The following is a 21,770-nucleotide window of genomic DNA, read 5'->3' on the forward strand; positions in this document are numbered from 1 at the left end:
AATGCTGGAAGCGTTTTCAATTCGGTGTCTTCGGCCTTACGATTACCGGCATGTCAGTTGATACAGTCCCCGCCGCCCTCGCCGGCCCGTTGACCCTGGTGCACGCCGCAGACCACACTCCCGGCTGGTGGCGTTCCGCCGTCATCTACCAGGTCTACCCCCGGTCCTTCCGCGACCTGAATGGTGACGGCGTCGGCGACCTCGCCGGGATCACGGCGGAGCTGCCGCAGCTCGCCGAGCTGGACGTCGACGCCGTCTGGCTCTCCCCGTTCTACCGCTCCCCGCAGCGCGACGCCGGCTACGATGTCAGCGACTACTGCGACGTGGACCCGCTCTTCGGCACCCTGGACGACTTCGACGCCATGATGGCCGAGGCCAAGCGGTTGGGCCTGCGCCTGATCGTGGACCTGGTGCCTAACCACTGCTCGGACCAGCACGCCGCGTTCCAGGCCGCCCTCGCCGCCCCGGCCGACGGCCCGGAGCGGGACATGTTCATTTTCCGCGACGGACTCGGCGAGTCCGGCGAACTTCCCCGAACAACTGGCAGTCCCACTTCGGCGGACCGGCCTGGACCCGGATCACCGAGCCCGACGGCACCGCAGGCCAGTGGTACCTGCACCTCTTCGATTCCTCCCAGCCGGACTTCAACTGGGACAACGGCGCCGTCCATGCAGAGTTCGAACGCGTGCTGCGGTTCTGGCTGGACCGGGGCGTGTCCGGCTTCCGCGTCGACGTCGCCCACGCCCTGGTCAAGGCCCCCGGCCTGCCGGCATGGGGCGGCCGCGCGGACGGCAACAGCTCAGACGGCTTCCCGGGCCACGAGGCGCCGATGTTCGGCCAGCCGGCCCTGCACGACATCTACCGCGCCTGGCGCCGGATCCTGGCCGAATACGGTCCGGACCGGATCCTCTGCGCCGAGGCCAACGTGGACCCGCTCCCCCGCCTCGCTGACTGGGTCCGTCCGGACGAGATGCACCAGGCCTTCAACTTCCCGTACCTGCACGCCGGCTTGGACCCGCACCGCGTGCGCCGCGTGGTGACCGAGTCCCTGACTGCCCTGGACGCCGTCGGCGCCCCAAGCACCTGGGTGCTTTCCAACCACGACGTGGTCCGGCACGCCACCCGCTTCGGCTACGACGACCCCGCACCCCGCGACGGCGACGGCATCGGTCCCGCCGACCCGCAGCCGAACGCCGAGCTCGGCCGCGCCCGCGCCGCCGCCGCCACCATGTTCATGCTGGGCCTGCCGGGCGGGGCGTACCTCTACCAGGGCGAGGAACTCGGCCTGCCGGACGGCATCGACATTCCCGACCACCAGCGCCAGGACCCCACCTTCGGGCGGACCGGCGGCGAGCGGCTGGGCCGCGACGGCTGCCGTGTCCCGCTGCCGTGGCGGGCCGGCGAGCCGAACAACGGCTTTGGCTCCGGCGCTGACCCGTGGCTGCCCCAGCCGGAAAGCTTCGGCGCTCTGGCCCGGGACACGCAGGCCGCCTCGCCGTCGTCGCACCTGAACCTCTACCGCAGCATGCTCGCCCTGCGCCGGCAGCTGCGCCTCGGCGAGGGCTCGCTGGCCTGGCTCGAGGACTGGTCCACGGACACCTCGCTGGGCTACCTGAACGGCACCGTCGCAGTGCTGATGAATGTGGGCCACGAACCGCTCGACCTGCCCGCCGGAACCGTGCTGCTCCGCAGCTCCCAGGCCGCCGGCATGAACGCCCCGGAGCATCAGTTAGGCTCAGGGGAAACTGTTTGGCTGCAAATCTAGATCGAGGACACGGAGAGCTGAAAATGCCCGGCATCAAGGACGTCGCGGAACGGGCCGGCCTCTCCATCGCCACCGTTTCACGCGCCTTGAGCGGCAAGGGCAACGTCTCCCCCGCAGCCGCGCGCTGGCCCAGGCCGCGGCCGCGGAACTCGGGTTCGTGCTCTCCTACCATGCCTCCAGCCTGGCGTCCGGGCGGAACCACAATGTCGGCGTCGTGGTCCCGTCCGTGCACCGCTGGTTCTTCTCCGCGGTGGTGGAGGGTGTCTCGGCCACCCTGCTCGACGCCGGCTACGACCTCACGCTGTACAACGTCAGCGACGGCGAGGAGCGGCGGCACAGCGTCCTGAACGACTTCCTGCTCCGCAAGCGGGTGGATGCGGTCATCGCGGTGTCCCTGGAGCTCAGCGAAGCAGAGATCCAGCAACTTCTGGCCATCCACCGGCCCATCGTGGGCATCGGCGGTCCCCTTCCGGGCGCTCCGACCATTCGGATCAACGACTCCGGGCTGGCGGAGTCCGCCGCACGGCATCTGATCCAGCTGGGGCACAGCCGGATTGCGCACATGACCGGCGACGCCGCCTACGACAAGGACTTCCGCCTCCCCGGCACCCGTCAGGCAGGTTTCACGGCGGCGATGCACGGCGCCGGCCTTCCGGTGCGGCCGGAGTGGCTGGTCTCCGCCGACTTCACCATCCAGGGCGCCTACGCCAGCGCCCGGCAACTGCTGGGGAGCTCCCCGGAGCGTCCGACGGCGGTGTTCGCCGCCTCCGATGAGATGGCGATTGGCACTATCCTCGCGGCCCGCGATTTCGGGCTCCGCATTCCTGAGGATCTTTCGGTGATCGGCATCGACGGCCACGAGCTGGGGGAAGTCTTCGGCCTCACCACCATTGACCAGGATGCCCGCGGCCAGGAGCCCTGGCCGTCCGGCGCCTGCTCGATGGGCTGGAGGGCGGCGGCGGGGAGCCTGCAGCGGCGGACATGGAATACCCCACCCGGTTCGTGATCCGCTCCAGCACGGCCGTGCCCCCGGCCGACACCTCTCCGCTGCGCTAGCTGTACTGCCCAGGGACGGTGGTTTGGTGAATGTGGTGACTCGCTGGAGTCGTTGACCTAAAGGTGAGGACCTCCGGTTGCACAGTGGAGTTGCTTAGACAACCGCTGAGGCGACCAGGAGGTCCTCATGTCCCACGCTAATGCCGCTTTGACCCCGCGCCAACGTTTCAAGGGTCGCGCGTCTGGTCATAGACCATGGGTGGCCGGTTTCCCGGGCTGCCGAGCAGTTCAATTGCTCTTGGCCGACGGCCAAGCGCTGGGCGTCCCGCTACGCCGCAATGGGCGAGGCCGGCATGACCGACAGGTCCTCACGCCCTCACCGTCTGGCGAACCGGACACCGCAGCAGCTGGTGCGCAAGGTCGTGCATCTGCGTTGGAAGCAACGGTTGGGGCCGGTCGCGATCGGCGCGAAGCTGGGCATGCCGGCCTCAACCGTGCACGCGGTCCTGGTACGGTGCCGGCTGAACCGCCTGCACCACGTGGACAAACGCACCGGGGAAGTGATCCGCCGCTACGAACATGAGAGTCCCGGGGCGATGATCCACGTCGATGTGAAGAAGCTCGGCAACATCCCCGACGGCGGCGGGTGGCGCTATGTGGGCCGGCAACAGGGAAAACAGAACCGCTCCGCGACCCCGTCAGGAACCCGGAACAGGCACCGCAATCCGCTGATCGGTACCGCCTATGTTCACACCGTTATCGATGACCATTCGCGGGTCGCCTACGCCGAAATCCACGGCGACGAAACCGCGGTCACCGCTGTTGGAGTGCTCAAGCGGGCCGTGTCGTGGTTCGCCGCACGCGGCGTCACGGTCGAGCGGGTCCTCTCCGACAACGGATCGGCCTACAAATCCCACCTCTGGCGCGACACCTGCCGCGACTTGAACATCAAGGCGAAGAAGACACGCCCGTACCGGCCGCAGACCAACGGCAAGATCGAACGCTTCCACCGCACCCTCGCCGACGGGTGGGCATTCAAACGCTTCTACGCCACCGAATCAGCCCGAAGAAACGCCCTCCCGGCCTGGCTGCACAACTACAATCACCACAGGCCCCACACCGCAATCGGAGGCCACCCGCCCATCAGCCGATTAACCAACCTGCCTGGGCAGTACAGCTAGCACCGCCGGCTGGCGTACGTTCCTGCCCGGTTACTCCCGCGGGCCGAGCATCCGCTCAGCCGTAGAGAGCTGATTGTGGACCTTCCGGGGGCCGATCGCGCACCTCCCCGCCGGGCAACTGGGAAGGAGCGTACGTGGCCTGCGGGACTAGCCCTGGGCGCCGCCCATGAACCGGACATAGCGCTGAAGAATCATTGGCCAGAGGCCCTCATACTCGTCCCGGGTCACTGCCGGGTGTTCGGCGCCTTCCCAGCCGCTGTGAACCAGCCGGAGCTCGGTACCGGCATCCACTGCCCGGAACGCTACGCGGATCTCCGTGGACCACAGCGCCTGGGTTCCGGGGTGCCAGCTGGCGTGGAAGGACAGTGGCGGCTGCCAGTCATCGATGGTCCCCCAGATGGAGGTCCGGCCGTCGTCCGCGGTTTCCAGGATCAGGTTTTCCTCGAACTCCACGTACGAGCCGGCACCGTACACGCCGTGCTCCTCGAGCGGCCACCACAGGTGCGTGTGCTCGGTGAAACCCACGAACGCCCTGGCCACGGCGCCCGGAACGATGACGGTGCACACCAGCGGGTCGAGGCCCTCGGAAGGCCCTGGCTCTGGGGCGGCAGCTGCGTGGCTGAAGAGGTTATCCATGGGCATCAACTCTACTAGGGACAGAGATGGCGCCACCCCGTGCATACTCCCGCTTCCAAGGATGGCTCAGCGGAAGGAGCTCCTACGCCGTTGCCGCCGGGTCCCAGAGCCGGCTCAACGGTAGGAGCTCCTACGTCGTTGCTGCTGCTGTGGTCAGTTAAAGAGCTCAGGCCCCGACACTGAGTGTCGGGGCCTGAGCCGCTAAATTATGTCCGGCGGTGACCTACTCTCCCACACCCTCCCGGGTGCAGTACCATCGGCGCTGTGGGTCTTAGCTTCCGGGTTCGGAATGGGACCGGGCGTTTCCCCCACGCTATGACCGCCGTAACCCTGTTACCCGGACCGAACCCCTGGGGGGTTGGCGGGAAATCTATTGGTTACAACTCTGCTTTTAGGGCAGTGTGGTGTTGTATTCAATTATATTCATTCGGTTCGCCAGTCAACACAACCCGGTGGTGGGTTTGTTGGTTGGGAACCACATAGTGGACGCAAGCAGTCTTGTTCTTCATACCCACCCCGCGGTGTTCCAGTCGATGCTGGCGGGGGTGGTGTGTGGTGTAAGTTATCGGCCTATTAGTACCGGTCAGCTTCACGAGTCTTTAGTCCTCGCTTCCACATCCGGCCTATCAACCCAGTGGTCTGGCTGGGGGCCTCTCACACACAAGGTGTATGGAAATCTCATCTTGAAGCGAGCTTCCCGCTTAGATGCTTTCAGCGGTTATCCCATCCGAACGTAGCTAATCAGCGGTGCACTTGGCAGTACAACTGACACACCAGAGGTTCGTCCGTCCCGGTCCTCTCGTACTAAGGACAGCCCTTCTCAAATTTCCTGCGCGCGCAGCGGATAGGGACCGAACTGTCTCACGACGTTCTAAACCCAGCTCGCGTACCGCTTTAATGGGCGAACAGCCCAACCCTTGGGACCTACTCCAGCCCCAGGATGCGACGAGCCGACATCGAGGTGCCAAACCATGCCGTCGATATGGACTCTTGGGCAAGATCAGCCTGTTATCCCCGAGGTACCTTTTATCCGTTGAGCGACGGCCATTCCACAATGTACCGCCGGATCACTAGTCCCGACTTTCGTCCCTGCTCGAGATGTCTCTCTCACAGTCAAGCTCCCTTGTGCACTTACACTCGACACCTGATTGCCAACCAGGCTGAGGGAACCTTTGGGCGCCTCCGTTACTTTTTAGGAGGCAACCGCCCCAGTTAAACTACCCATCAGGCACTGTCCCTGACCCGGATTACGGGCCGAAGTTAGATGTCCAAAGTGACCAGAGTGGTATTTCAACGATGACTCCACCCGAACTGGCGTCCGGGCTTCAACGTCTCCCACCTATCCTACACAAGCCACTCCGAACACCAATACCAAACTATAGTAAAGGTCTCGGGGTCTTTCCGTCCTGCTGCGCGTAACGAGCATCTTTACTCGTACTGCAATTTCGCCGAGTTTATGGTTGAGACAGCGGGGAAGTCGTTACTCCATTCGTGCAGGTCGGAACTTACCCGACAAGGAATTTCGCTACCTTAGGATGGTTATAGTTACCACCGCCGTTTACTGGGGCTTAAATTCTCAGCTTCGCCTTGCGGCTAACCGGTCCTCTTAACCTTCCAGCACCGGGCAGGAGTCAGTCCGTATACATCGTCTTGCGACTTCGCACGGACCTGTGTTTTTAGTAAACAGTCGCTTCCCCTGGTCTCTGCGGCCCCGCCACGCTCCGGACAGCAAGTGTCCATCACGATAGGGGCCCCCCTTCTCCCGAAGTTACGGGGGCATTTTGCCGAGTTCCTTAACCATAATTCTCTCGATCGCCTTAGTATTCTCTACCTGATCACCTGTGTCGGTTTGGGGTACGGGCGGCTAAAACCTCGCGTCGATGCTTTTCTCGGCAGCATAGGATCACCGGATCCCCCCATACGGGGGTCCCATCGGGTCTCAGGCATCATGAACAGCGGATTTGCCTACCGTTCGCCCTACATCCTTAGACCGGGGCAACCATCGCCCGGCCCGGCTACCTTCCTGCGTCACACCTGTTAATACGCTTGCCTCCCAGGATCAGGTCCCGCGCTCCACCAAAACCCTCACACCACAAGGGTGATCGGGCAGGTCTCGGGCGGTTAGTATCCCCTGTTCAACATGGGCGGTTTTTCGCCGGTACGGGAATATCAACCCGTTGTCCATCGACTACGCCTGTCGGCCTCGCCTTAGGTCCCGACTTACCCAGGGCAGATTAGCTTGACCCTGGAACCCTTGATCATTCGGCGGACGGGTTTCTCACCCGTCTTTCGCTACTCATGCCTGCATTCTCACTCGTGTAGGCTCCACCGCTGGTTTACACCGCGACTTCACTGCCCACACGACGCTCCCCTACCCATCCAGACGCCTGAACCACAAGGGCTTAGCAAAAATCTGAATGCCACAACTTCGGCGGTGTACTTGAGCCCCGCTACATTGTCGGCGCGGAATCACTTGACCAGTGAGCTATTACGCACTCTTTTAAGGATGGCTGCTTCTAAGCCAACCTCCTGGTTGTCTTCGCAACTCCACATCCTTTCCCACTTAGCACACGCTTAGGGGCCTTAGTTGGTGGTCTGGGCTGTTTCCCTCTCGACTATGAAGCTTATCCCCCACAGTCTCACTGCTGCGCTCTCACTTACCGGCATTCGGAGTTTGGCTGACGTCAGTAACCTTGTAGGGCCCATTAGCCATCCAGTAGCTCTACCTCCGATAAGAAACACGCAACGCTGCACCTAAATGCATTTCGGGGAGAACCAGCTATCACGAAGTTTGATTGGCCTTTCACCCCTACCCACAGCTCATCCCCTCCATTTTCAACTGAAGTGGGTTCGGTCCTCCACGACGTCTTACCGTCGCTTCAACCTGGCCATGGGTAGATCACTTCGCTTCGGGTCTAGATCACGCCACTGCAACGCCCTATTCAGACTCGCTTTCGCTACGGCTTCCCCACACGGGTTAACCTCGCGACGTAACACTAACTCGCAGGCTCATTCTTCAAAAGGCACGCCGTCACAACTACAAGGCTGCTCCGACGGATTGTAAGCACACGGTTTCAGGTACTGTTTCACTCCCCTCCCGGGGTACTTTTCACCTTTCCCTCACGGTACTGGTCCGCTATCGGTCATTAGGGAGTATTTAGGCTTATCAGGTGGTCCTGACAGATTCGCACGGGATTTCTCGGGCCCCGTGCTACTTGGGATACTCTCCAGGCGGCGTAAAAACATTTCGGTTACGGGGCTCACACCCTCTCTGGCCGGCCTTTCAAGACCGTTCACCTATGCCCACGCTCTCACCCCACTGTCCCGGCAGAGACAGAACGGAAAGTCCCACAACCCCGACCATGCAACGCCCGCCGGCTATCACACATGGAACGGTTTAGCCTGATCCGCGTTCGCTCGCCACTACTAACGGAATCACTATTGTTTTCTCTTCCTGCGGGTACTGAGATGTTTCACTTCCCCGCGTTCCCTCCACGCACCCTATGTGTTCAGATGCGGGTCACCAGGCAACTCGCGCCCCTGGCGGGGTTTCCCCATTCGGACACCCTGGGATCACAGTCCGGTTATCGACTCCCCCAGGCTTATCGCAGATTCCTACGTCCTTCTTCGGCTCCTAATGCCAAGGCATCCACCGTGTGCTCTTTAAAAACTTGACCACAAAAGATCAAGGAGTAATTTCGAGAGAACCACAGAAACCAACCACACCACAACAACACCACCCCGAAGGGTGACACCATCGAGCGCAGCCAGATCCAGGTTCATATTCTTGGAAATTGCTTCTTATAAAAGATGCTCGCGTCCACTATGTAGTTCTCAAACAACAACCCCGTACCACACACCCCACACACCAACCCCCCAGCCCGAAAGCAGAAGGTCGACAGCGTCCAGGGCGTCGCAGCCAGGAAACCAGAAACACACAAGCCCCACACCCCGCACCCAACCCCCACAAACGAGGGACAGACACAGAACATGGTCCTGTTGTCTCAGGACCCAACAGTGTGCCAAACACTACCCACCAGGAATCCCACCGAAGCGTTCCAGGAACACCCACCCCCAAGAGAGGATGCGTCTTCCGTACTAACCACCGGCAAAAACCCGACAGGCACCTATTCGTTGATATTCCACCCATGAGCACCCGCCGCAGAACTTGCGTCTGCGCAACGGGCCTACTCCTGACAACACCACCACACAAACCATGCGGCCTGGCGGGGTTGTTGTAGGCGCTCCTTAGAAAGGAGGTGATCCAGCCGCACCTTCCGGTACGGCTACCTTGTTACGACTTAGTCCCAATCGCCAGTCCCACCTTCGACAGCTCCCTCCCACAAGGGGTTAGGCCACCGGCTTCGGGTGTTACCAACTTTCGTGACTTGACGGGCGGTGTGTACAAGGCCCGGGAACGTATTCACCGCAGCGTTGCTGATCTGCGATTACTAGCGACTCCGACTTCATGGGGTCGAGTTGCAGACCCCAATCCGAACTGAGACCGGCTTTTGGGATTAGCTCCACCTCACAGTATCGCAACCCTTTGTACCGGCCATTGTAGCATGCGTGAAGCCCAAGACATAAGGGGCATGATGATTTGACGTCGTCCCCACCTTCCTCCGAGTTGACCCCGGCAGTCTCCCATGAGTCCCCGCCATAACGCGCTGGCAACATGGAACGAGGGTTGCGCTCGTTGCGGGACTTAACCCAACATCTCACGACACGAGCTGACGACAACCATGCACCACCTGTAAACCGGCCACAAGTGGGGGACCTGTTTCCAGGTCTTACCGGTTCATGTCAAGCCTTGGTAAGGTTCTTCGCGTTGCATCGAATTAATCCGCATGCTCCGCCGCTTGTGCGGGCCCCCGTCAATTCCTTTGAGTTTTAGCCTTGCGGCCGTACTCCCCAGGCGGGGCACTTAATGCGTTAGCTACGGCGCGGAAAACGTGGAATGTCCCCCACACCTAGTGCCCAACGTTTACGGCATGGACTACCAGGGTATCTAATCCTGTTCGCTCCCCATGCTTTCGCTCCTCAGCGTCAGTTAATGCCCAGAGACCTGCCTTCGCCATCGGTGTTCCTCCTGATATCTGCGCATTTCACCGCTACACCAGGAATTCCAGTCTCCCCTACATCACTCTAGTCTGCCCGTACCCACCGCAGATCCGGAGTTGAGCCCCGGACTTTCACGGCAGACGCGACAAACCGCCTACGAGCTCTTTACGCCCAATAATTCCGGATAACGCTTGCGCCCTACGTATTACCGCGGCTGCTGGCACGTAGTTAGCCGGCGCTTCTTCTGCAGGTACCGTCACTTTCGCTTCTTCCCTACTGAAAGAGGTTTACAACCCGAAGGCCGTCATCCCTCACGCGGCGTCGCTGCATCAGGCTTCCGCCCATTGTGCAATATTCCCCACTGCTGCCTCCCGTAGGAGTCTGGGCCGTGTCTCAGTCCCAGTGTGGCCGGTCACCCTCTCAGGCCGGCTACCCGTCGTCGCCTTGGTGAGCCATTACCTCACCAACAAGCTGATAGGCCGCGAGTCCATCCAAAACCACAAAAGCTTTCCACCCCCCACCATGCGATGAGGAGTCATATCCGGTATTAGACCCAGTTTCCCAGGCTTATCCCAGAGTTAAGGGCAGGTTACTCACGTGTTACTCACCCGTTCGCCACTAATCCACCAGCAAGCTGGCATCATCGTTCGACTTGCATGTGTTAAGCACGCCGCCAGCGTTCATCCTGAGCCAGGATCAAACTCTCCGTTGAAAACAAACAGACACAACACGCACCACCGGGAAAACGACGGATAACATGCTGCACAAAATTTGAAACCAGCTGAAAACCATGCCATCCACGGGGTGGACAACACAGCATAATCAACCAATCAATAAAACAATCGGTATCAACAAACTTGGCACACTATTGAGTTCTCAAACAACAGACACACCCGGCACCACCACAACCCATCAAGGGACCGTGACTCGCTCCGGAGCAACTTTCCAAACTTACCCGCGCACTTCGCCCTAGTCAAATCAGCGTCCCGATCCAGTTGGCCGTGGCCTTCGTGGTCTTCTCAGCGGATCAACTCCGGGGAGCAGCGCGGAAATAAACTGTACCACCACTCGGCCGCGGTGACAAAGCGGGGCCTGGGAGCACTCCCCCGGCGGCCCTGGGCCGGCCCAAAGCCCGCCCCGAATCAGCCCCGCGGGCCAGCCGAACCGAGGCCTCAAACACGCCCCCGGACACCAGAAAGGCCCGGAACCGCGAGGGTTCCGGGCCTTTCACAGGAGTGTTACTCGGCGGCCTTGAAGTAGGCCGCACCCAGTGGCGGCAGCGTGACGGTCAGCGAGGCCGGCTGTCCGTCGATGCCGTCGCCGGTCGCAGTCAGCGGCCCATCGTTGGTGACGCCCGATCCTCCGTACGTGCCGGCGTCGGTGTTCAGCACTTCCTGCCACTGTCCCGCGGCCGGGACGCCCAGGCGGAAGTCGTGGTGCGGGGCGCCGGAGAAGTTCAGCGCCACTACCAGCGGGTTACCGTCCGCGTCGCGGCGGATGAACGTGAGGACGTTGCGGTCCGAGTCCCCGCCGTTGATCCACTGGAACCCTTCCGGATCGTTGTCCCGCTCGTAGAGGGCCGGCGTCGAGCTGTAGAGCTCGTTCAGGTCCTTGGTGAGCAGCTGCACGCCACGGTGGGCAGGGATGTCCGCCAGCCACCAGTCCAGCCCGTACTGCTCGGACCATTCGGCTTCCTGGCCGAACTCGGTGCCCATGAAGATCAGCTGCTTGCCCGGGTGCGCCCACTGGTAGCCCAGGAACGCGCGCAGGTTGGCCAGCTGCTGCCAGCGGTCGCCGGGCATCTTACGCAGCATGGATCCCTTGCCGTGGACCACCTCGTCATGGCTAATCGGCAGCAAGAAGTTCTCCGTGTAGGCGTAGACCATGGAGAAGGTAATGGTGCCGTGGTGCCACTTGCGGTTGTACGGATCCTCGGCCATGTACTTCAGCGAGTCGTGCATCCAGCCCATGTTCCACTTGAGCCCGAAGCCCAGGCCGCCTTGGTCCGTGGGGGCGGTGACGCCGGGGAACGCGGTGGACTCCTCGGCGATCATCACCGCGCCGGGATGCGTCTTGTAGACCGTGGCGTTGGCCTCCTGCAGGAAGGAGATCGCCTCAAGGTTCTCGCGGCCGCCGAAGCGGTTGGGCTGCCATTGGCCCTCCTTGCGGGAGTAGTCCAGATAGAGCATGGAGGCGACGGCGTCCACCCGCAGGCCATCGATGTGAAATTCGTCCAGCCAGTACAGGGCGTTGGCGACCAGGAAGTTGCGCACCTCGCTGCGGCCAAAGTCGAAGATCAGCGTGCCCCAGTCCGGGTGCTCGCCGAGGTTCGGGTCCGAGTGCTCGTAGAGCGGCTCGCCGTCGAATTTCGCCAGTGCCCAGGCGTCCTTGGGGAAGTGGGCCGGGACCCAGTCCAGCAGCACGCCGATACCGGCCTGGTGCAGTTCGTCCACCAGGTGCCGGAACTCGTCCGGGTGCCCGAAGCGGGAGGTCGGCGCGAAGTAGGAGGTGACCTGGTAACCCCAGGAGCCGCCGAATGGGTGCTCGGCGACGGGCATGAACTCCACGTGGGTGAAGCCGAGCCACTTTACGTACTCCACGAGTTCCTTGGCCAGCTGCTTGTAGTCCAGGCCGACGCGCCAGGATCCGAGGTGAACCTCGTAGACGCTCATCGGCGCGTTGTGCGGATCGCGGGCGGCGCGGGCCTTCATCCACTCCGCGTCCTTGAAGACGTAGGAGGGTTCGACGACGCGGGATGCGGTCAGCGGTGGGACCTCGGTGCCGAACGCCAGCGGGTCGGCCTTCTCCACCCAGTGGCCGTGCCGGGTCTTGATCTCGAACTTGTAGCACGCCCCTGCCATAACGCCGGGGATGAAGATTTCCCACACCCCGGAGGAGCCGAGGGAGCGCATCGAGTTCTCGCGGCCGTCCCAGCCGTTGAAGTCGCCCTTGACGCGCACAGCCTGGGCGTTGGGGGCCCAGACGGCGAAGGACACGCCGTCGACGTCGCCGAGGGAGGACTTGTAGTGCTGGACGTGGGCGCCGAGGACGTCCCAGAGCCGTTCGTGCCGTCCTTCCCCGATCAGGTGCAGGTCGACTTCGCCCACGGTGGGCAGGTAGCGGTACGGCTCGTCGGTGCGGACCGCGTCCTGGTCCTCGTAGCGGACCTCCAGCCGGTAGTCCGGGACATGGCCAGCGTCGAGCGGTTCGAGGACGGCCACCCACACACCTCCGGCCTCGTGCGTCATGGGGGTGGTGCCGGCGGACGTCACCACCGAGACGGATTCGGCCATGTGCTTCACGGTGCGGATGGTGACGTGGCCGTAATCGTCGAGGTGGGCGCCGAGAACGGAGTGCGGGGCGTGGTGCTCCCCGCGGCCACCCGGGCGAGGGTGTCCGCGTCGACGGGGAGCGGTGCTCCGGGCCGTTCGGTACGTGCTGAGCCAGTCATGTTCTTACCTTCCGCTGCGGCTTCGACGGGGGCGCCGGAGCCAGTACTGCCAAGGAGACGACGGGATGCATTCACCGGGATGGCGAGCCAGTCGGGCCTGTTTCGTAGTTCGTAAACAACTTCGTAGAGCGCCTTGTCCAGCCACAGGGCGGTGAACAAGGGTGAGTCACGGTCGATGGTGCCGGGGGTGACCTCGGCGTAGCCGGCGAGGAACGCCGAGGCGCAGTCGTCCACCCACTCTTCGGGGACGGCTGCGCCGTCGTCCTCGCGGGCGGCCGCACCGGCGGCGTAGTCGAAGGAGCGCAGCATGCCGACGACGTCGCGGAGCGGCACGTCGGGGAAGTTCCGTTCGGAGACGGGCCGCAGGGGCTCGCCCTCGAAGTCGAGGATCGCCCAGCGTGCGGGCTGGCCGGCGGCGCCGGGGACCTGGAGGATCTGGCCGAGGTGAAGGTCCCCGTGGATGCGCTGCAGTTGCCCGGCGCTGGTCCCGGCGAGCCGGCCGAGCAGGGCCCGCAGGGCGTCGTCGAAGGGTCCGACGGCGGTGCCCGCCTCGGCCCATGACTGGCGGACCCTCTGCGCGACGCCGGGGGCAATGTCCCCGCCCGGAACGGCTTCTGACGCCGTGCCGAGCGCCTCGGCGAGGCGGCGGTGGACAGTGGCGGTGGCGACGCCGAGGGCGTGCGCCTCCGCGGTGAAATCGGTTCCGGTGCGGGCCGCGTCGACGGCGAGCCGCCACGCGTCCAGGCCGCCGGCGAGGAATTCGTGGGCGACGGCCAGTTCGGCGCGTGCAGCCCGGCGGCCGGCCACATCCGGAACCGACCCGTCAGTGACAGTCCACTCACCGGTCACCCAGCCGAGGGTGGCGGGGACCTCGGCGGTGCGTCCCGCGGTCAGGGCGGCGCCGATTTCGACCTCGGGGTTCTGCCCCTCGGAGAGGACGCGGAAGAACTTCAGGATCGCGGCCGAGGTGCCGTCGTCGACGATCACCGAGCTGTTGGACTGTTCGCCGGAGAGCACCCGGACCTTGCCGGTGGCGTGCGGCAGCCGGTGGTCGGAGTCGACCAGCTCACCGGTGGCGGAGCCGTCCGCGGTGGCGCCGCGGGAGCGCATCAGCTCCAGCCACGCGGCGATGAACGCCGCGTCGTGGACGCCGTCGTACACCCAGCCGCCCGGCGTGCCGCCGTCGGCCTGGATCTCGCCGAGGAGGGCCGCGCCGGCACCGGGCAGCGGCAGGGTCCGGAAGCTCAGCGGGACCTGGACGACGTCGGTCCGGTCGCCGTCCGCCGTCGGGTAGGTCACGGCCAGCAGCAGCACCTCGAACCGGGCACCGCCGTCTCCTGCCGGCGCACCCGGGGAGGGCACGGCCGGCACGGGCGCTTCGAGGGTCACACTGCCCACCGGTTCGAAGCTGAAGTGCGCGCTCTTGACCGGGAACCAGCGCTGGCGCGGCAGCCAGCTGCGCAGAAGCACGTCCAGGGCGGGGGAAAGGGTCGGTCGGGTCATGTCAGCCTTCGATGGACAGGATAGGCATCGCCTGGGTGTGGGGCGACGCCGGGTTGGAGGCGGCCGAGCGGACCCGCAGCCAGAAGAAATCGTGGCTGCCCAGGGTCAGGGTCAGGGTCCCGTCCTCGGCGATGCCGGGGAAGGCCTGGCCGCCGAAGACGTCCCGCAGGCCGCGGCCGGCCAGCTGCGGGACTCGCAGCGACGTGGCCACCGGGTGCTGGGAAAGGTTGAAGACGCAGAGGATCGTCTCCGGGTCCTCGCCGGCGACGTTCCCGGCCGGGAGCTCCCGCAGGTAGGCCAGGACGACGTCATGGTCCGCCTCGACGTGCTTGAAGGACCCGAGCCCGAACGCCGGGTGGTTCTTGCGGACGCTGAGGATCTGCCGGGTCCAGCGCAGCAGCGACCCGGAGTGCGCGGCCTCGGCCTCGACGTTGGCCATGCTGTAGTTGTAGACCAGCGACTGGATCACCGGAAGGTAAAGCTTTCCCGGGTCGGCGTTGGAGAAGCCCGCATTACGGTCCGGGTTCCACTGCATCGGCGTGCGAACGGCGTCACGGTCCTCGAGCCAGATGTTGTCGCCCATGCCGATCTCGTCCCCGTAGTACAGGAAAGGGCTGCCCGGCAAGGACAGCAGCAGCGCGTTGATCAGCTCAATCTCGGACCGGGAGTTGTCCAGCAGCGGCGCGAGCCGGCGCCGGATGCCGATGTTGGCCCGCATGCGCGGATCCGGGGCATACCAGCCAAGCATGGCGGCGCGCTCGTCGGAAGTGACCATTTCCAGGGTCAGCTCGTCGTGGTTGCGCAGGAACGTGCCCCACTGGGCGCCTTCCGGGATGGCCGGGGTGTCCCGCATGGTCTCGATGATCGGCGCGGCCTTCTGGTCGCGCAGCGCGTAGTAGAGCCGCGGCATGATCGGGAAGTGGAACGCCATGTGGCACTCCGGCTCCTCCTCGGTGCCGAAATACTCCACGACCTCCGCCGGCGGCTGGTTGGCCTCGGCAATGATGACGCGGCCGGGGTAGCTCTCGTCCACCATTTTCCGCAGCTGGCGCAGGAACTCGTGGGTGGCCGGCAGGTTCTCGCAGTTAGTGCCCTCCTCTTCGAAGAGGTAGGGGATGGCGTCGGCCCGGAAGCCGTCGATGCCCTGGTCCAGCCAGAAGCGGACGACGTCGAACACGGCGTCGATGACCTTGGGGTTTTCGAAGTTCAGGTCCGGCTGGTGGCTGAAGAACCGGTGCCAGAAGAACTGGCGGCGGATCGGGTCGAAGGTCCAGTTGGATTCCTCGGTGTCCACGAAGATGATGCGGGCGTCCTGGTACTTCTCGTCGGTGTCGCTCCAGACGTAGAAGTCGCCGAAGGGACCGTCCGGGTCCTTGCGGGACTCCTGGAACCAGGGGTGCTGGTCCGAGGTGTGGTTCAGGGGCAGGTCGATGATGACGCGGACGCCGCGGGCGTGGGCCTCGGCCACCAGGCGCTTGAAGTCGCTGATGGTGCCGAATTCGTCCAGCACGGAGTTGTAATCCGAGATGTCGTAGCCACCGTCGCGCAGCGGGGACTGGAAGAACGGGGGCAGCCAGAGGCAGTCCACACCCAGCCACTGCAGGTAGTCGAGCTTCTCGATCAGGCCGTGGAAGTCGCCGGAGCCGTCCCCGTTCCCGTCGGCGAAGCCGCGGACCAGCACCTCGTAGAAGACCGCCTTGCGGTACCAATGCGGGTCGTGCTGCAGGCCGGGGGCATTCAGTTCAAAGGTCCCCTTGGGCGTGAAGTGCTGGCTGGGGTTGCTCGGACTAAAGCTCACGGGCGGGACCTCCGGACGTTGAGGATGTGGGCGGGTTCGATGTGGGGGTCGAGGCGGACGTAGTTGTACTCGCCCCACTCCCAGCTCTCACCGGAGATCAGGTCCTCGACGACGTAACCGCCGTTGTGGGTCAGGTCGTCCGGGTCCAGTTCCAGGGCTGCGCGGTCAATGGTGACCGTGCTTTCGCGGGGGCTGTGCGGGTCCACGTTGACCACAACGATCAGGGTGTCCTTGGTGCCGTCGGGCAGCGTCTTGTGCTTGGAGTAGACCACCGTGGAGCTGTCCGTGCTGGCGTGCAAGGTCAGGTTCTGCAGGTCCCCCAGCGCCGGGTGGGCATGCCGGATCGCGTTCAGGCGGGTCAGGTACGGGGCCAGGGTGCGGCCGGATTCCGTTGCGGCATCCCAGTCGCGGGCCTTGTACTCGAACTTCTCGTTGTCGATGTACTCCTCTGCACCGGGGCGGGCAACGTGCTCGTAGAGCTCGTAGCCGGCGTAGACGCCCCACAGAGGGCTGGCGGTCGAGGCCAGGGCGGCGCGGATCTTGAAGGCCGCCGGTCCGCCGAACTGCAGGTACTCGGTCAGGATGTCCGGGGTGTTGACGAAGAAGTTCGGCCGGAAATAGGCCGGGGATTCATGGCTGATTTCCTGGAAATACTTCTCCAGTTCCTCCTTGGTATTGCGCCAGGTGAAGTAGGAGTACGACTGCTGGAATCCGGCCCGGCCGAGCGCATGCATCATGGCGGGGCGGGTGAACGCCTCGGCCAGGAAGACGACGTCGGGGTTCTTTTTGTTGACCTTGGCAATCAGCCATTCCCAGAACCACACCGGCTTGGTGTGCGGGTTATCCACGCGGAAAATCTTCACCCCGTGGCTGATCCACAGTTGAACAACGCGCAGGATTTCGTTGGACAGTCCCGCGGGATCGTTGTCGAAATTCAGCGGGAAAATATCTTGGTATTTTTTGGGCGGGTTTTCGGCGTAGGCGATGCTGCCGTCCACCCGGGTGGTGAACCATTCGGGGTGGCTCTTGACCCAGGGGTGGTCCGGGGCGGCCTGCAGTGCCAGGTCGAGGGCCACTTCGAGGCCCAGTTCGCCGGCGCGGGCCACGAAAGCGTCGAAGTCCTCGAAGCTGCCCAGGTCCGGATGGATGGCGTCGTGGCCGCCCTCCTCCGCGCCAATCGCCCACGGGGAGCCGGGGTCGTGCGGTCCGGCGATGAGCGTGTTGTTCGGTCCCTTGCGGTGCTGGGTGCCGATCGGGTGGATCGGGGGCATGTAGATAACGTCGAAGCCCATGGCGGCAACGGCGTCGAGGCGCTCCGCCGCGGTGCGGAAGGTGCCGGAGGTCCATTCGCCGGTCTCGTGGTTGCGGACGGCGCCCTCGGAGCGGGGGAAGAATTCGTACCAGGCGCCGCGGCCGGCGAGTTCGCGCTCGACCAGCAACGGGTATGGCTCGGACACGGTGACGAGTTCACGGATGGGCTGGCGGCCGACGACGGCGGCGACGTCCACGCCGAAGCCGGCGCCGAGGCGCTCCTCCGGAGTCTTCGAACCGTCGGCGAGGCCGGCGGCGGCGATCCGGAGGGTGCGGCGGTCCGCGGACGGGCGGCTGGGATCCTCGGAGGCCTCGGTCAGGAGCGCCGCGCCCTCGGCGAGCATGAGCTCGACGTCGATGCCGGCTTCAACCTTGACCTCGGCGTTGTGGTGCCACGTGCCGTAGCGGTCGTGCCAGGCCTCGATCACGTAAGACCACTTGCCGGTGGCGGTGGGGGTCAGCAGGCCTTCCCAGAGATCCGTGCCCTTGCCGCGGTCGCCCCGCGGGGGCTCGAGGCGGATCCGCTGGCGTTCCTTGCCGCGCGGGTCCAGCAGGACGGCGCTGACGCCGAGCATGTCGTGGCCCTCGCGGAACGCGGTCGCGGCGACGACGATGCTCTCGCCGACGGTGGCTTTGGCGGGGAATTTACCGCCCTCGACCGACGGCTGGACGTTGGTGATCGGAAACCTGCCGAATTTCAACCCATCGGTGATCAGGGCCTTCGGCTTTTGCTTGGACACGGCGCTGGTTCGGGAGTTAGTCGTCACAGGCTCGACGTTATCTACAAATCTCACAGAATGCTAAGGCTGCTCCGTTTTTTGGGGTCATCCGAAGCGCCATCCGACATTTACCGGAAAGAAACCCGGAACTGTTCCGGGGTCCGGAGTTGTCGGTTAGTGTTTCGCAGGTGAAGGCTATCCGGAGATTTACCGTCAGAACCGTTCTTCCCGAACCGATCCGGCCCCTGGCGCGGCTGGCCACCAACCTTCGCTGGTCGTGGCACCTGCCCACCCGCGAATTGTTCGAGCAGCTGAACCCGGCCATCTGGGCCGAGAGCGCGCAGGATCCGGTGACGTTCCTGGGTCTGGTCAGCCGGGAGGAGCTGCAGCGCCTCGCCGCGGACCAGGATGTGGTGCGCCGGGTGCACGAGGCCGCGGCGGACCTGGACCAGTATCTGGAGCAGCCCCGCTGGTACCAGAGCCTGGGCGAGGACGCGCCCCGCTGCATCGCCTACTTCTCCCCCGAGTTCGGGATCACCGAGGTCCTGCCGCAGTACTCCGGCGGCCTCGGCATCCTCGCCGGTGACCACCTGAAGGCCGCCTCCGACCTCGGGGTGCCGCTGATCGGCGTCGGCCTGCTCTACCAGGCCGGATACTTCAAGCAGTCCCTCTCCCGGGACGCCTGGCAGCAGGAAACCTACCCCGTGCTGGACCCGGACGGACTGCCCCTGACGCTGCTCCGCGAGGCCTCCCCGGACGGCAACGGCCGGCCGGTGGAAATCTCCCTGCCCCTCCCCCACGGCCGCAGGCTGCTGGCGCACGTGTGGCGCGCCGACGTCGGCCGCGTGCCGCTGCTGCTGCTGGATTCGAACGTGGCCGGCAACGACGACGCCGCCCGCGGCATCACGGACCGGCTCTACGGCGGCGGCGGCGACCACCGCCTCCAGCAGGAACTCCTGCTGGGCATGGGCGGGGTGAAGGCGCTGCGCGCCTACCAGCGGCTCACCGGGGCACCCGCGCCGGAGGTCTTCCACACCAACGAGGGCCACGCCGGCTTCCTCGGCGTCGAACGGATCCAGGAACTCATGTCCGGGGACACCGCCTTAGGCTGGGACGAGGCGCTCACCGCCGGCCGCGCCTCCACCGTCTTCACCACCCACACCCCGGTTCCCGCGGGCATCGACCGGTTCGAGATCTCCCAGATCGAGCACTTCTTCTCCGCGGGCCTCGCCCCGGACGTTCCGCTGGGCAAGATCCTGGACCTGGGCCGCGAGGACTTCGCCGACGGTGACCCATTTGTCTTCAACATGGCCGTCATGGGCCTCCGCCTGGCCCAACGCGCCAACGGCGTGGCCAAGCTGCACGGCGTGGTCTCGCGCGGGATGTTCTCCGCGCTCTGGCCGGGCTTTGACCACGCGGAGGTGCCCATCACCTCGGTGACCAACGGCGTCCACGTCCCCACCTGGGTGGATCCGCGCGTCTCCCAGCTGGCCCGCGACCGGTTCGGGGCCGACGCGGAGTCCGAGGGCCGCTGGGACCTCGCCTACAACGTCAGCGACGAAGAGCTCTGGGCGCTGCGCCGGGAAATGCGGGTCTCCCTCGTGGAGGACGTCCGGCGCCGGCTCCGCGCGGCGTGGAAGAAGCGCGGCGCGGCCGACGCCGAGCTGTCCTGGACCGATTCGGTCCTGGACCCGGATGTCCTCACGGTCGGCTTCGCGCGCCGCGTGCCGACCTACAAGCGGCTCACCCTGATGCTCCGCGACCCCGCGCGGCTCAAGGCGCTCCTGCTGCACGAGACCCACCCCATCCAGCTGGTCATCGCCGGCAAATCGCACCCGGCGGACGACGCTGGCAAGAAGATGATCCAGGACCTGGTCCGGTTCACCGACGACCCCGCGGTGCGGCACCGGATCGTCTTCCTACCCAACTACGACATCGCGATGGCCCGCACGCTCTTCCCCGGCTGTGACGTCTGGCTGAACAACCCGCTGCGCCCGCTCGAGGCCTGCGGCACCTCCGGGATGAAGGCGGCCATCAACGGCTCCCTGAACCTCTCGGTGCTGGACGGCTGGTGGGATGAGATGTACGACGGCGAGAACGGCTGGGCGATCCCCACCGCCAACAACGACGCGTCCCCCGAGGAGCGCGACGACATCGAGGCGGCCGCCCTGTACGAGCTGCTCGAAACCCAGGTGGCGCCGAAGTTCTACGGCCTCACGGTCTCCGACGGCGCCGGCGCGGCCGGGCCGTCACAGTCCGGGCCGCAGGCGGTCCCCACCCACTGGGTGTCCATGATCAAGCACACCATGACCCACCTGGGACCGGCGGTGTCCGCGGAGCGGATGCTCAAGGACTACGTCAATGTCTTGTACCGGCCCGCCGCGCTGGCCGGCCGCCAGGCGTCCGCGCACGGCTACGCCGAGGCGAAGTCGCTGGCCGCCTGGTGCTCCACGGTCCGCGCCGCGTGGCCGCAGATCCAGGTGGAGCATGTGGACTCCGTGGGCGTCTCCGAGGACCCGCAGATCGGCGACGACCTTCAGGTCAACGCCTACATCGCGCTGCACGACCTGCCGCCGGAGGACGTCGCCGTGGAGGTGGCCTACGGCCGCGCCGAGGACAGCGACGAGCTGACGGACGTCACGGTGGTGGAGCTGACCTCCGTGGAGGACCTGGGCAAGGGCCGCTACCTGTTCAGCGGCACCCTGGTGATCGACCGCTCCGGGTCCTTCGGCTACACCATCCGGGTGCTGCCCAAGCACGCCGGCCTGGCGTCGAAGGCCGAACTCGGACTCATCGTCAACGCCTGACCTGCGAAGGATTATCCCGTCGGAGACGGGATAATCCTCCGCGTGCTCGCTCGTTCCTCCCCACCGTCTCCCTAACCTCGCAAGCTCGGCCAGGGGACCCTGACGGCGGGGGCCCTGCTTAGACGCACGCTTCCGGATCATCCCGCCCTCGACGGGCCTGACGCGGAGAAGAGCTTAGCGGCCAGTCACAGGCAGACGGTGATGACCTTGAGGGCCTTGCCGGCGTAGCTCTCGGCGTCCTGAAGGATTTCGCAGATGACGCCGAAGGCGCGGTCGGCGCGGAAGGCAGCGGGGACCTGCCAGATCACCGTGACCGGGCCGTGCCCGTCGTCGCCCGCGGCATCGGCAAAGTCGTGCAGGGAATCGTTGAGGGCGTCGAGGTTCACGCCATAGTGCTCGGGGAAATCCAGGACCTCGCCGAAGGCGGCCAGGACCTCTTTCTTCGTGTTGGCTGCGGGGACAGTCAGCGTCCGGCGGCCGGCGTCGCGGACCTGCGCCTGCAGCTCCTCGGGCGTCCAGGTGTCTGCGGAATAGATCTTCAT

Annotated in this window: 5 protein-coding genes, 3 rRNA genes and 4 pseudogenes; 4 read left to right on the forward strand and 8 right to left on the reverse strand. The window is 64.9% G+C overall.

Annotated features, from left to right (window positions below; genetic code table 11):
* Positions 1–50: 50 nt before the first annotated feature.
* From ACRQ5B_RS03185 to ACRQ5B_RS03195, 3 pseudogenes are all read left to right on the forward strand, one after another.
* A pseudogene (locus ACRQ5B_RS03185) lies at positions 51–1,765 on the forward strand (glycoside hydrolase family 13 protein).
* A gap of 23 nt (positions 1,766–1,788) precedes the next feature.
* Positions 1,789–2,821: pseudogene (locus ACRQ5B_RS03190) on the forward strand (LacI family DNA-binding transcriptional regulator).
* A gap of 127 nt (positions 2,822–2,948) precedes the next feature.
* Positions 2,949–3,942: pseudogene (locus ACRQ5B_RS03195) on the forward strand (IS481 family transposase).
* A gap of 147 nt (positions 3,943–4,089) precedes the next feature.
* Here ACRQ5B_RS03195 and ACRQ5B_RS03200 read toward each other — a convergent pair.
* The 7 genes and pseudogenes from ACRQ5B_RS03200 to ACRQ5B_RS03230 all read right to left on the reverse strand — a co-directional run bounded on the left by ACRQ5B_RS03200 (position 4,090) and on the right by ACRQ5B_RS03230 (position 18,469).
* Entirely contained in the window at positions 4,090–4,578 is a 489-nt protein-coding gene (locus ACRQ5B_RS03200) for a hypothetical protein (protein ID WP_432396885.1), read from the reverse strand.
* Positions 4,579–4,788: 210 nt separating this feature from the next.
* Positions 4,789–4,905: ribosomal RNA gene (rrf, locus tag ACRQ5B_RS03205) — 5S ribosomal RNA — on the reverse strand.
* 225 nt (positions 4,906–5,130) lie between these two features.
* Positions 5,131–8,255: ribosomal RNA gene (locus ACRQ5B_RS03210) — 23S ribosomal RNA — on the reverse strand.
* Between the two features lie 575 nt (positions 8,256–8,830).
* A 16S ribosomal RNA gene (locus ACRQ5B_RS03215) occupies positions 8,831–10,351 on the reverse strand.
* The 16S, 23S and 5S rRNA genes sit together here, the layout of an rRNA operon.
* A 526-nt stretch (positions 10,352–10,877) precedes the next feature.
* A pseudogene (locus tag ACRQ5B_RS03220) lies at positions 10,878–14,593 on the reverse strand (1,4-alpha-glucan branching enzyme).
* Position 14,594: 1 nt separating this feature from the next.
* Positions 14,595–16,391, reverse strand: coding sequence for a maltose alpha-D-glucosyltransferase (gene treS, locus ACRQ5B_RS03225; protein ID WP_432396888.1), 1,797 nt, complete (start codon positions 16,389–16,391; stop codon positions 14,595–14,597).
* Complete coding sequence (locus ACRQ5B_RS03230) at positions 16,388–18,469, reverse strand: alpha-1,4-glucan--maltose-1-phosphate maltosyltransferase (protein ID WP_432396891.1); 2,082 nt, start codon at positions 18,467–18,469, stop codon at positions 16,388–16,390. The genes treS and ACRQ5B_RS03230 overlap by 4 nt, the downstream gene beginning before the upstream one ends.
* Positions 18,470–18,609: 140 nt before the next feature.
* Here ACRQ5B_RS03230 and glgP point away from each other — a divergent pair, with 140 nt between their 5' ends.
* A complete protein-coding gene (glgP, locus tag ACRQ5B_RS03235) occupies positions 18,610–21,228 on the forward strand; it encodes an alpha-glucan family phosphorylase (protein WP_432396892.1) in 2,619 nt (872 codons plus the stop codon).
* Positions 21,229–21,413: 185 nt separating this feature from the next.
* Here glgP and ACRQ5B_RS03240 read toward each other — a convergent pair whose 3' ends face one another.
* Positions 21,414–21,770, reverse strand: coding sequence for a barstar family protein (locus ACRQ5B_RS03240; protein WP_432396894.1), 357 nt, complete (start codon positions 21,768–21,770; stop codon positions 21,414–21,416).

The organism is Pseudarthrobacter sp. L19 (genome assembly GCF_050859435.1).
Taxonomy (GTDB): domain Bacteria; phylum Actinomycetota; class Actinomycetes; order Actinomycetales; family Micrococcaceae; genus Arthrobacter.

What these genes read in the sequence shown, in the direction of transcription:
- ACRQ5B_RS03200 (WP_432396885.1), bottom strand. Translation starts at nt 4,578, where the DNA reads ATGGATAACCTCTTCAGCCACGCAGCTGCCGCCCCAGAGCCAGGGCCT.
- ACRQ5B_RS03240 (WP_432396894.1), bottom strand. Translation starts at nt 21,770, where the DNA reads ATGAAGATCTATTCCGCAGACACCTGGACGCCCGAGGAGCTGCAGGCG.